Below are 11,627 nucleotides of genomic sequence, written 5' to 3' on the forward strand. Positions count from 1 at the left end.
GACGTGAGTAGGTGGACTATGAGCGATACGCAGAAACAGACCGACCCGCCCACCGACCCCAGGGGCGGCTACCACTCCGGGCCCTTCCCGGAGCAGGAACAAAAACAACCCGGCCTCACGGCACCCATGGACCCGCGGCCGGACCACGGCGAGCACAGCTACGAAGGCCATGGCGCACTTGAAGGCAAAGCTGCGCTCATCACCGGCGGCGACTCCGGAATCGGCAAAGCGGCGGCCATTGCCTTCGCCCGTGAGGGGGCCGACGTCGCGATTTCCTACCTCCCGGAGGAGGAGGACGACGCCCAGGACACCGCCGACTGGATCCGGAAAGCTGGCAAGCGCGCCCTGCTGCTGCCCGGCGACGGGCGACAGGAGGAATTCAGCACCCGGATTGTGGAGGATACGGTGGCTGAGTTTGGTGGCCTGGACGTCGTGGTGCTCAACGCGGCATACCAGAAGAACCGCGAGAGCTTCGAGTCGCTTCCCACTGAGGAGTTCGATCGGGTATTCCAGACCAACCTGTACTCGTTGCTCTGGACCGCGCGCGCCGCGGTTCCGCACCTGAAAGCCGGTGCTTCGATCATCACCACCGCCTCCATTCAGGCCTTCAATCCCTCGCCGGGGCTGATCGACTATGCGATGACCAAGGCGGCGCAGGTGGCCTTTACCAAGGCGCTCGCCCAGGAACTGGGACCAAAGGGGATCCGCGTGAACGCGGTGGCCCCGGGTCCTATCTGGACGCCGCTGATCCCGGCCACCGAGTGGCCGGACAAATTGCCCAAGTTTGGTCAGGACACCCCCCTGCAGCGCGCGGGCCAGCCCGCCGAACTCGCAGCGGCCTATGTCTTGCTCGCCTCCGACCAGGGGTCCTACATTTCGGGTGCCGTGCTGCCAGTGACCGGCGGCAAGGGGCTATAGCGAAGAAGTTTGCACGTCAGATTCATCCACATCCACAACAGGAGGAACCATGAGTCAGGACAACCAGCCAGAAGAGGAAGTCGGGGGCTACGGCACGCCCACCGCGGAGCAGGAGATGGGCGGTGCCGATAACAAGCAGTTCGCGCAGCCCCGCGAGGAAGAGGACTTCGACGCCGCGGGCCTGAACCAGGACAGCACCTCGGGCGAAACCTTCCCCACGGGCACGCCCAACCTCGGTCACCTGGCCGAAGAGGACCAGGACAGTGCCGGCGAGCCCGGCGCCGGACGCTTTGGTGGCACGGACGAGCAGTACCACGCCGAAACCGACACCAACGATCCCGGATTCGAGCCCGGGGAGCCGCCGGTACCCCGCGATGCGGACGTGCCCTCCGCGGAGGCCGAGATCAACGAATCCAACGCTGATGAGCAAGGCTCCGAGCCGTTCTCGTCTGAGTCCGGGCAGGAGGCGGCCGGCCTTCCGGACGGAAGCGGGAACGATCTGCCCGCGGACAAGGCGCCAAAGGACGACGACGACGAGAGTTTCGACGCCGGCTAACCTGCCGGTGCCGCCCGGCGTCTGCCTGGGTGCCGTCCGGCTCCGTGCCGGACGGCACCCTTTTTCGTGCCGCACACCAGTTACTTTCAGTCTGGAACCGGCCTGTAGGGCCGTTCGCGGACGTATCCTAGTAACAGGCTTTGAAGTGGGCCGGCTCGTATCGTAGCGAGGCGTGGACCATGGTTGCGGAGACCCCGGGGGATGCAGGTTGGGAGTCACTCCCGGCCTCCCAGGATGTGGTGTTCGACAGCAAGGAAGTGGAGAGCTTCCTTGGTGAGGTCACCCATGAGTTCATGCGGCGCATCGATGGCCACCGCCGCGGCATCAGTTGGGCCGCCACGTTTTTCCGCCACGGGGACGCGCATACCATCGCTGCAGGCAGCGACGTGGCCAGGGCCGCAGACCAGGAGCAATGCTCGTTCGAGGACGGACCGGGTCTGGAGGCCATACGTTCAGGCGAATTTGTCCACCTGGCCGACACCGCGCGGGACAGGAGATGGCCAGGCTACGCCGCCGCCGCTGCTGACCACGGCGTCAGGTCCCTGCTCTGCATGCCGATCGTATCCACGGCGGGATCCAGCGCAGCGATCAACCTTTACGCCTCCACACCGCATGCCTTCACCAGCGAGGACATCGTCCTGACGCGCGCGTACGCACGGGAAGTAGCCAGGGCGCTTCGCGTGGTGCTGCGGGTAGCCGAACGCGCGGAGGCCAGTGCCGAACTTGCCGTAGCCCAAAGCTCCATGGTGCTGATGGACCTCGCCATCAGCGCCCTGATGGCCGACTACGGGCTCAGCCGTGAAGTAGCGCTCCAGTACCTCCGAACCGTCGCGAAGCACAACAATCAGGGGCTTCGCGACGCTGCCTTGAATATTGTGGCGGCCTCGCGCCGGGACCCGGTAACCCCGGGCCTGGACGATGCAGGCTTCGCCGGACTCATGGCAGTGGAATCACCGGCCCGCAAAAAGGGGCCCTACAAGACAGGGAGTTCGGCATGAACGTCTGGAAGCAGGAACGGCCATCCCGGGATGGCCCTGCGGACCCTGCACCGCATCCTTGGCACCGGTTCGTCGCGCTCGGGGACTCGTTCACCGAGGGAGTGGGGGACCCTGAACCGCTCAGTGAAGGAGGGCTGCGCGGCTGGGCAGACCGCGTGGCCGAAGAACTCAGCACCAACCAGCCGGATTTCGCCTACGCCAACCTCGCCGTCAGGGGCCTGTTGGTGCAGCAGATCCTCGACCAGCAGGTGGAACCTGCCCTGGCTCTAAAACCGGACCTGGTGACGCTGTCCGCCGGCGGCAACGACATCGTCTTCCGGCGGAGTGACCCTGACCGGCTGGCGGAAAAAATCGACGACGGCGTTGGCCAGTTGGCCAGATCCGGCGCCACAGTGGTCCTCTTCGCCGGACCGGACTGGGGAGCCACTCCGGTTTTCGGGCAGATCCGGGGGAAAGTGGCGATCTTCAATGAAAATCTCCATGCCGTAGCCGCCCGCCACGATGCCGTGATGGTGGATCTGTGGTTCCTCCGTGAGCTCTCAAATCCGGGGATGTGGGATCCTGACCGTCTGCACTTTTCTCCGCTCGGGCACCACACCATCGCGGCGGCTGTGCTGAATGCCCTGGGTGTCCCGCACACCCTGATGCCGCTGCAGCCCAAGCAGTTGCCGCCGCGCAGCTGGCGCCAGGCCAGGGCGGAGGACCTTATCTGGGCACGCGAGTACCTGGTTCCGTGGGTGCTCAGGCAGCTCAGGCCGCACACGGCTGAAGACGAAGGGCTGCACGCCAAACGGCCCGAACCCGGCCCGGTCTTTGGCATCGGCAGCCCGCCGGGACCGTTCATCGGCGGGAGCAGCGCCGCCTAACTGGAGCCTTGCCCGGGTCAGCGCTTCTTCGGTGCCCGCTTGGCCGCCGCATTGACCGCTGCTTTGACGGCCGGCGGCAGCCCTGACTGCTCCGTTTCCGGTTCCGCTGCCGTGCCCCTGGCCTTCGCGATCGCCTTCATGCCGTGGTAGATGACCAGGGCTGCTGCCGAGCCCAGCGCAATACCTGTGAACTTCAGCTCCCCGATGGTCCAGGTGTAATCGGCAATGCCGATGATCAGGGCCACGGCGGCCGTAGTCAGGTTCACGGGGTTGGAGAAGTTGACCTTGTTTTGCACCCAAATCTTGACGCCCAGGATACCGATCATCCCGTACAGCATGGTGGCAGCACCGCCCAGTACCCCGGGCGGCACCGTGGCGATCAGTTCGCCGAACTTTGGCGAGAAGCTGAGGACGATGGCGAAGGCCCCGGCAACCCAGTACGCCGCCGTCGAATAGACCTTCGTGGCGGCCATAACGCCGATGTTCTCTGCGTAGGTGGTGGTGCCGGATCCGCCACCAAGGCCGGCCAGGACAGTGGCCGCACCGTCGGCCATCAGCGCGCGGCCGGAGACGCCGTCGAGGTTCTGGCCCGTCATGGCTGCCACGGACTTCACGTGGCCGATGTTCTCAGCCACGAGTACCAGCACCACAGGAACAAAGAGGCCCAGGACGCCGAAGTGGAATTCCGGCGTCTGGAACTGCGGCAGGCCAACCCAGGCGGCGGCGTCCATCTTTTCGTAGTTCACTTCGCCGCGCAGCATGGCTACCAGGTAGCCCACAACAACGCCCACCAGGATGCTGAGCCGTCCAATAATTCCGCGGAAAAGGACACTGACCAGGATGATAGTGGCCAGTGTGATGACGGCGGTGATGGGGGCGGCGTCGAAGTTCATTTTGGCGGCGGGGGCGAGGTTCAGGCCGATCAGCGCCACGATGGCACCGGTGACGATCGGCGGCATCAGCCGGTTGATCCACCCCGCGCCAAACTTCTGCACAATCGCACCGATCAGGGCCAGTGCGACGCCGGCAAGCACCACTCCGCCCAGCGCGCCGGGCACGCCGAACTGCTGCTGGGACGCCATGATGGGGGCGATGAAGGCGAAGCTGGAGCCGAGGTAGCTGGGCACACGGCCCTTGGTGATGACCAGGAACAGCAGCGTGCCGATGCCGGAGAAGAACAGGGTGGTGGCCGGCGGCATGCCCGTGATGATGGGGACCAGGAACGTGGCACCGAACATGGCCACCACATGCTGCATCCCCACCCCGATGGTCAAGGGCCATGCCAGCCGCTCATCGGGGCCAACTACGTGGCCGGGCCGGATCGACTTGCCGGTGCCGTGGAGCTTCCATTTCATTCCAAGCATGCTCATGGCGTGGGCCTTTCAAAGGGGGGTTGCCGCAAGGTGGCAGGGATCTTCCGCTGCAAGAATACCGCGCTGCCTTCGGTTCCTAAGCGTGTCCGCGGTTCCTTGCCGTCAACGTCAGGATCTTCGAACAACCCTTGGTTCCAGGCCCGCGTGCCATGCTGTGTGCAACGTCACGTGGGGTCACGGGAAGAGGACCCAATCGCTTGAAGTTGCAACCATAGGAAGAGGAACAGACAGCCGCCGTCCGGCGAGGCTGCGCAGCGAAAGGTAAGCCAATGACTATTGCCCACGAAGAAGCGGCCATCGATTCGGCCGCCGTCGACGCCATCTTTGCCGAGGCCCGCACCGCCAACTCCTTCACCGGTGAGGTGACCGAGGACCAGGCCCGCGCCATTTATGAGCTCACCAAGTTCGGCCCCACCGCCTTCAACTCACAGCCGCTGCGCGTCACCTACGTCCGCTCCGATGAAGCCCGCGCCAAGCTCGTGGATGCGCTGTCCAACGGCAACAAGGCCAAGACCGCTTCCGCGCCGCTTGTGGCGATCCTCAGCTATGACACCGACTGGGCCGGCCAGTGGGATAACTTCCTCCCCGGCTACAACGCGCCCAAGGCCATGTACGACGCCTCACCGGAGCTTGCAGCTTCCACCGGCAACAACAACGCCCACCTCCAGGCAGGCTACTTCATCCTGGCCGTCCGCTCGCTTGGTTTCGCAGCCGGACCCATGACCGGAGCGGATTTCGGCGCCATCGACGCCGCTTTCTTCCCTGCCGGCGACCAGAAGAGCTTCCTGGTGGTCAATATCGGGCAGCCCGGTGAGGGCGCCTGGGGTGCCGCGAAGCCCAAGTTCAGCTACGACGACGTCGTCCGCACCGTCTAGCAGTCCGGCAGCGACGCAAGAGGTACTTTTAGGTGCGTCGCTTCGCCAGTTCCCCCTGGTCGCCCGTGATTACCAGGGCGCCTGCGGGGTCAGGGCAGAGCTGGTTGGCGACATCCCGAAGTTCCTGGGCCCGGAAGGGCTTGGTCAGGTAGGCGGCGGCGCCCGAGGCCATTCCTGCAAGCAGGTCATCGTTCTCCGCCCGGGCAGTGATGAACAGCATCGGCGCGGAGCTCAGCGCCCGAACTGCCCGTGCCACGACGTGGCCGTCCATGTCCGGCAGCCCCAGGTCCAGGGTGATGAGGGAGACGGCCGGATCTGCTGCCCCGGCGATGCCTTCAGTGCCGGTGGCCACCGAACGGATCTCAAAACCGGCGCGTTTCAGCACCATCCCGATCAATCCGCGGATGTCGTCATTGTCCTCAATGACAAGACAGATGCGTCGTTTTTCCATGGAAGCCCCCCGGCCGTTGCTACGACAAGTATAGGGGCGCCAAGTTTCCCCAGGACGGGTACATCGCCGCCGACTAGGCCCGTGACGTGGGGTTACGCCTGGACCAGCAGGCCGGTGGCGAACATTACCGCCGCGCGCCGATGCCAAGCAGGAGGCAGAGAGGGACGGCTGGTAGGCCGTAACCCGGCGTGACGTTTGCCAGGCCCTCGGTGGTGTTGTGGATGCTTCATTGCCAAAACAAATTTGTTCGGTGTGCCTAACATTCGGCTGCGCGTTGATACCATGGGCGTCATGCCGGTCTCTGATTTATCCTCCGCCGCCCAGGACTACCTGAAGTTGATTTGGTCAGCAACGGAGTGGTCCCCGGCCCCGATAACCGTCAGCGTGATGGCCGAACGGCTCGGTGTGCGGCCCTCCACCGTGTCGGACGGGATCAAGAGGCTGGCCGGACAGGGGTTGGTGACGCACGCGCCCTACGGCAGTATCGAGCTCACTGACGCTGGGCGGGCACATGCCGTCGCGATGGTCCGCCGGCACCGCCTCCTCGAGACGTTCCTGGTGGACGTGCTGGGGTACAGCTGGGATGAGGTCCACGATGAAGCAGAGGTCCTCGAGCACGCCGTCTCAGACACGCTGATCGAGCGGATGGACCGAAAGCTTGGCCATCCCACCCGGGATCCGCACGGCGACCCCATCCCTGGCGCCGACGGCCGGCCCAGCCTGCCGGAGGGGACCCGGCTCACAGCAACCGCCGCGGGGGACACGGTGGCCATCACGCGCATTTCGGATGCGGATCCGCAGATGCTGCGTTATTTCACCGAGCTGGGTCTCGCACCGGATACCAGGCTCACCGTCAGGGAGCACCGCCCCTATGCTGACGTGACCACCGTCCGGGTGCACGAACCCGAGCGGGACATCGACCTGGGGGCCTCGGCTTCTGACGCGATCTGGGTGGTGGCAGTCTAGGGCCCGGCCCGCGACATATCGCCGGCCGGCTCCCACTGCCGCAGCCACGTAGCGCACGCAGCCTCGACTGTCCGCTAGGCGATGACGCCGTCCACCAGGGCCTTGGCCTCTGCCTGGACCTGCTTGAGGTGTTCCTCGCCCTTGAAGGACTCGGCGTAGATCTTGTAAACGTCCTCGGTCCCGGACGGGCGGGCCGCGAACCAGGCGTTCTCGGTGACCACTTTCAGCCCGCCGATGGACGCACCGTTGCCAGGCGCCTCGGTCAGTTTGGCAATGATGGATTCGCCGGCCAACTCGGTGGCCGTGACGTCCGACGGCGACAACTTGCCCAGTGCCGCCTTCTGCTCCCGTGTGGCCGCGGCATCGATGCGCGCGTAGACCGGGGCGCCGAACTGGTCCGTTAGCCCTTTGTAGAGCTGGGACGGGGACTTGCCGGTGACTGCGGTGATCTCCGAGGCGAGCAGCGCCAGCAGGATGCCGTCCTTATCGGTGGTCCAGACACTGCCGTCCTTCTTGTTAAAGGAAGCGCCGGCCGATTCCTCGCCGCCGAATGCGCCTTCTCCGGACAGCAGGCCGGGCACAAACCACTTGAAGCCCACGGGAACTTCCACCAGCTTGCGGCCCAGGCTCTCGGCCACGCGGTCGATGATGGAGGAAGAGACCAGCGTCTTGCCCACCACCGAGTTCGGGTTCCAGCCGCTGCGGTTGCGGTAGAGGTAATCGATGGCGACGGCGAGGTAATGGTTCGGGTTCATCAGCCCGCCATCGGGGGTCACGATGCCGTGGCGGTCGGCGTCGGCGTCATTGCCGGTCGCGACGTCAAAGGCGGCGGCAGCACCGCCGTCGGACATCCGCTTGATCAGCGAGGCCATCGCGGACGGTGACGAGCAGTCCATCCGGATTTTTTCGTCCCAGTCAAGGGTCATAAAGGCCCACTGCGGATCCACGGTGGGGTTCACTACGGTGAGGTTCAGGTGGTGGCGCTCGCCGATTTCGCCCCAGTAGTCCACTGCGGCACCGCCCATGGGGTCCGCGCCGATGCGGACGCCGGCGTCGCGGATGGCGTCCAGGTTCAGCACCGACGGGAGGTCGTCAACGTAGCTGCTGAGGAAGTCGAATTTCCCTGTGCTGTCTGCGGCGAGGGCGTCAGCCAGCGGGATGCGCTTCACGCCCCGGAGGTCATTTTCGAGCAGTTCGTTGGCCCGGTTGGCGATCCAGCCCGTGGCGTCGGAGTCGGCGGGTCCGCCGTGCGGAGGGTTGTACTTGAAGCCGCCGTCGGCCGGGGGATTGTGGCTGGGCGTGACCACGATGCCATCGGCCTCGGGCGCCCCGGGCAGCCGAGCCTTGTTATAGGTCAGGATGGCGTGGCTCAGGGCGGGTGTAGGCGTGTAGCCGTGGCGGGCGTCGATCAGGACGTGGACGCCGTTGGCGGCCAGCACCTCAAGCGCCGAGTTCTGCGCCGGCTCGCTCAGGGCGTGGGTGTCCTTGGCCAGGAAGAGGGGGCCGGTAATGCCCTGGCCCGCGCGGTACTCCACGATGGCCTGCGTAATGGCGACGATGTGCTTTTCGTTGAACGATGCCTTGAGGCTGGAACCCCGGTGCCCGGAGGTGCCGAACGCCACGCGCTGGCCGGGGTCCCCCAGGTCCGGTGTGATGTCGTAATACGCGTCAAGGAGCGCAGTGATGTCAACAAGGTCCTGGGGTTGGGCAACTGTGCCCGCGCGGCTAGCCATGGCACCAGCATGCCAGACGGGGGCTGGAGTCCAAACGCCGGGTCCAAAATCCGGCCCCTATGACGAAAGAAAATCTGCTGCGACGGACGCGAAGCAAGTAGTCAGCCTGAGTACACAGGCCTAAAAGTACTTATATACCGGCCACCCGCGACGCTGTTACTTTCAAAAAACTCGTAAGGACAAGGACGACGGCGGGACTCACCGCAGCGTCGGGTGGCGGAAGAGTGGGGGAAGGGTCATGGCGGCAGGCGACGGCGCAGCCGAGCAGTCCAGGCTGGCTGCGGAACGGGTGGCACGGCTCAGGCGCCAGCTCGACCAGGCGGAGCGGCAAACCAAATCCTGGGACGCGGGGGCGGTGGGCGAAAGGATCATCGCCGACAGGCTGAGCCAGCTGATCCCGCACGGCTGGTACGTACTCCATGACGTGCACTGGCCCGGGCGGCCTAAGGCCAACCTGGACCATGTGCTCGTGGGCCCGGGCGGCATCGTGGTGGTGGATGCCAAGAACTGGACCGGCGAGGTCCGGGTTTCGTCGGGCGTTCTTTGGCAGGGACGCTATTCACGGACGCAATCCGTGGAGGGCGCGCTGGCCCAGTGCGCGGCCGTAGCCTCCGTGCTGGCGCCTCCGCACAGGCGGCTGGTCCGGTCACTGATCTGCATGGCTGCACAGCCTCGTCTCTTCGGCATCACAAGCTCTGACGTGGCAGTGGCCGGGGTGGATCGCGTTGTTGCGGCGGTTAGGGCCCTCCCGACCGTCCTGGACCAGCAGACCGTAGTCGGCCTCTACGCGCACTTGGGGCAGATGCTGACTCAGGAGCAGGCCGAAAGTGCGCTGCTGGGGATGAGTGCCGCGGCTGTCACCAGGGCAGCGACTGCGGCGTCAGCTGATGGGCGCGCCGGGACGGGACCGGAAGAGACGGGCCGGATTCACTCAGGCCGGGTTCAGTCAGGCAGGACCGCGCTTCGTCGGCCTGTGGCCGCCGGCCACGGCGGCAGGGGAACCACGCGGACGGGCGGACGCAAGGCCAGGGCACACGATCACGCTGCCGGCAGCACGGCCAGGCTCGTCCTCCTGGGCGCCTTTGTGATCTTTGCCGTGTACGTCCTGCCTTTTTGGGGCTGGTAGTCCCGTCAGCCGGTAGTCCCGCCATAGTGTCGGCGGTAGGCTGGGACCAAAGACTTTTGAGGGGGAAAATCATGAGTGAACAGCCAACGCCGCGCCCGGATTCACAGGGGTCCGGCACCCACGGTTCGGGAGATTCGCCGGCGGGCTACGAGCCACCGCAATTTGTGCCGCCGCAGGGCACGGAGATCCCCGCCCCACCCGTTTATGGCCAGAACCAGTTCGGCCAGACCCAGTATGGTGCGGGCCAGTACGGCCAGCCACAGTCCGAGCCGCCGCAGTTTGGCCAGAACCAATACAGCGCCGGCCAATATGGCCAGCCCGGCGGGCAATACGGTGGATCGTACGCGCAGCCTGCCGACCCGTATGGCCAGCCGCCCGGTGTCTACGGCCAGCCTTCCAGCCCCTACGCTCAGTCCAATCCGTACGGGCAGCCCGCTTACTACGGCGCGCCGGCCGAGCCCAAGGGGCTGAGCATCGCCAGCATGGTGTGCGGGATCGCCTCGGTCATCCTCGGGTGGTTCCTGCTGCCACAGGTCGCTGCGATCATCACCGGCCACCTGGCGCTCAAGCGTGAACCCTCCAGCAAGGGCCTGTCCATCACCGGGCTTGTCCTGGGCTACCTCTGCCTGCTGGGATACGGCGGCTTCTGGTTGCTGGTCGCCGTGTTCGGGGCCATGTACAGCACGTCCGGGTATTCTTACTGACCACCCGGTCCAGCGCGGCCTAGGACGTGGCGATCCGCTTCGCCTGCTCGCTTTCCGCAGCGCTCAGCACCCCTGCGTGGCTGTCCCGCAGGGACCAGTTCGTCCTCATCCCGTCCGGACCGGTGAGGGAGCCCGAAGCCAGGGCCTTATCTATCCGGCGGCGAACTTCGGCTTCCCGCGCCGGTTCAACGGCGAAGACGATCCGCAGGTCCACCGCGGCACCGTTCCGCTCAGGGCTGGTGTGGTGCGGGGCCAGCGGACAGGGCGGTTCGTGGCTCCAGCTTCCGCACAATTCCAGGGTGACGGCGGCGCCCGGCGCTCCAGCGTCGGCGTCGGGGTCCATCCGAACTGAAGCCGCGTGCACGAAGTGTCCCAGCATGCAGCCATTATCCCAGCAGGATGAGCTTCCGGATGGACGATGCCCGCCTGATTCTAAGGTGAGCGCCCAGCGGAAAGGCCTCCCCGGGGGAGGCCTTTCTTCTGGGAGTTCCGGCCCCGCGGGGGTCAGACTCTCTCGTGCGTGCGGTCAGCAACCGGTTCTTCAGCTGCGGGTGTCTTCCGGCGGAGCGGGAAGGCCCAGAACTTGAAGTCCTGCGCCGTGTAGTGCGGCTCGGGACGGTCCGGCGGTGTTTCCTGGCGCGCTTCGGGCTTCCGGTCGGCTTCCTTCTTATAGCCCCACCCGAAGTCCTTGCTCGATGAATAGCACATCACAGACCTCCTCATAGTGACTGCCCTTTAATCGTCCTCCGGTCGCAGCCATCAGTCGACCCCCTATGCACGGCTATTCCACTCCGTGGGTGGGGTTCAGCCGCGGAGGATGTCGTCCGCCTCCTGGGGTTTGTGGAACTCGCAGGGTCCGTGATGCCGGAGCGGCAGCAGGCAGGTCCGGCCGGTCGCCAAGTGGACGTTGGCGCAACGGCCAGCGCGGGCCAGATCTTCCCGGACATTGACATTGCTCAGGTCCGACCTGAGCGCCCCCGTTTCCCCAGCGCCGGTGAATGGGTGCTCAGCGTTCATGTCCATTGCAGCTCCTCTTTGAGTGCTTGCCGTCGGCGATTGCC

General features: G+C 65.7%; 14 protein-coding genes. 8 read left to right on the forward strand and 6 right to left on the reverse strand.

From position 1 onward, the window contains the following. Positions 1-18 precede the first annotated feature (18 nt). From V9L17_RS04480 to V9L17_RS04495, 4 genes are all read left to right on the forward strand, one after another. Complete coding sequence (locus V9L17_RS04480; RefSeq protein WP_337350629.1) at positions 19-918, forward strand: SDR family oxidoreductase; 900 nt, start codon at positions 19-21, stop codon at positions 916-918. Positions 919-967: 49 nt separating this feature from the next. Then, the gene (locus V9L17_RS04485; RefSeq protein ID WP_337345390.1) at positions 968-1,474 is read left to right on the forward strand and encodes a hypothetical protein; all 507 of its coding nucleotides are present in this window, start codon (positions 968-970) and stop codon (positions 1,472-1,474) included. Between the two features lie 179 nt (positions 1,475-1,653). Further along, on the forward strand, positions 1,654-2,472 hold the full coding sequence (locus tag V9L17_RS04490; protein WP_337345391.1) for a GAF and ANTAR domain-containing protein: 819 nt from the start codon (positions 1,654-1,656) through the stop codon (positions 2,470-2,472). Continuing rightward, a complete protein-coding gene (locus V9L17_RS04495; RefSeq protein WP_337345392.1) occupies positions 2,469-3,338 on the forward strand; it encodes an SGNH/GDSL hydrolase family protein in 870 nt (289 codons plus the stop codon). Before V9L17_RS04490 ends, V9L17_RS04495 begins: the two co-directional genes overlap by 4 nt. Before the next feature lie 17 nt (positions 3,339-3,355). On the opposite strand, the gene V9L17_RS04500 is transcribed toward V9L17_RS04495, so the two are convergent. Next, entirely contained in the window at positions 3,356-4,708 is a 1,353-nt protein-coding gene (locus V9L17_RS04500) for a uracil-xanthine permease family protein (RefSeq protein ID WP_337345393.1), read from the reverse strand. Between the two features lie 272 nt (positions 4,709-4,980). Between V9L17_RS04500 and V9L17_RS04505 the strand changes: the two genes are divergently transcribed. Next, complete coding sequence (locus V9L17_RS04505) at positions 4,981-5,586, forward strand: malonic semialdehyde reductase (protein WP_337345394.1); 606 nt, start codon at positions 4,981-4,983, stop codon at positions 5,584-5,586. Between the two features lie 28 nt (positions 5,587-5,614). On the opposite strand, the gene V9L17_RS04510 is transcribed toward V9L17_RS04505, so the two are convergent. Then, a complete protein-coding gene (locus V9L17_RS04510) occupies positions 5,615-6,037 on the reverse strand; it encodes a response regulator transcription factor (RefSeq protein ID WP_337345395.1) in 423 nt (140 codons plus the stop codon). 291 nt (positions 6,038-6,328) lie between these two features. Between V9L17_RS04510 and V9L17_RS04515 the strand changes: the two genes are divergently transcribed. After that, the gene (locus V9L17_RS04515) at positions 6,329-7,003 is read left to right on the forward strand and encodes a metal-dependent transcriptional regulator (protein ID WP_337345396.1); all 675 of its coding nucleotides are present in this window, start codon (positions 6,329-6,331) and stop codon (positions 7,001-7,003) included. Between the two features lie 74 nt (positions 7,004-7,077). Here the strand turns inward: V9L17_RS04515 and pgm are convergent, their stop codons facing one another. Continuing rightward, on the reverse strand, positions 7,078-8,736 hold the full coding sequence (pgm, locus tag V9L17_RS04520; protein ID WP_337345397.1) for a phosphoglucomutase (alpha-D-glucose-1,6-bisphosphate-dependent): 1,659 nt from the start codon (positions 8,734-8,736) through the stop codon (positions 7,078-7,080). Between the two features lie 238 nt (positions 8,737-8,974). On the opposite strand from pgm, the gene V9L17_RS04525 reads away from it, so the two are divergent. Beyond that, positions 8,975-9,862, forward strand: coding sequence for a nuclease-related domain-containing protein (locus tag V9L17_RS04525; RefSeq protein WP_337350630.1), 888 nt, complete (start codon positions 8,975-8,977; stop codon positions 9,860-9,862). 71 nt (positions 9,863-9,933) lie between these two features. Next, positions 9,934-10,566, forward strand: coding sequence for a DUF4190 domain-containing protein (locus V9L17_RS04530; protein WP_337345399.1), 633 nt, complete (start codon positions 9,934-9,936; stop codon positions 10,564-10,566). Positions 10,567-10,585: 19 nt separating this feature from the next. Here the strand turns inward: V9L17_RS04530 and V9L17_RS04535 are convergent, their stop codons facing one another. The 3 genes from V9L17_RS04535 to V9L17_RS04545 all read right to left on the reverse strand — a co-directional run bounded on the left by V9L17_RS04535 (position 10,586) and on the right by V9L17_RS04545 (position 11,589). Then, positions 10,586-10,945 (reverse strand): hypothetical protein, encoded by a 360-nt coding sequence (locus V9L17_RS04535; RefSeq protein WP_337350631.1) that lies wholly within the window; start codon positions 10,943-10,945, stop codon positions 10,586-10,588. 125 nt (positions 10,946-11,070) lie between these two features. Then, on the reverse strand, positions 11,071-11,274 hold the full coding sequence (locus V9L17_RS04540; RefSeq protein ID WP_337345401.1) for a hypothetical protein: 204 nt from the start codon (positions 11,272-11,274) through the stop codon (positions 11,071-11,073). Between the two features lie 96 nt (positions 11,275-11,370). After that, positions 11,371-11,589, reverse strand: a complete 219-nt coding sequence (locus tag V9L17_RS04545; protein ID WP_337345402.1) for a hypothetical protein — start codon at positions 11,587-11,589, stop codon at positions 11,371-11,373. Between the last annotated feature and the right edge of the window lie 38 nt (positions 11,590-11,627).

It is taken from the genome of Pseudarthrobacter sp. CCNWLW207, from assembly GCF_037203945.1.
Taxonomy (GTDB): domain Bacteria; phylum Actinomycetota; class Actinomycetes; order Actinomycetales; family Micrococcaceae; genus Arthrobacter.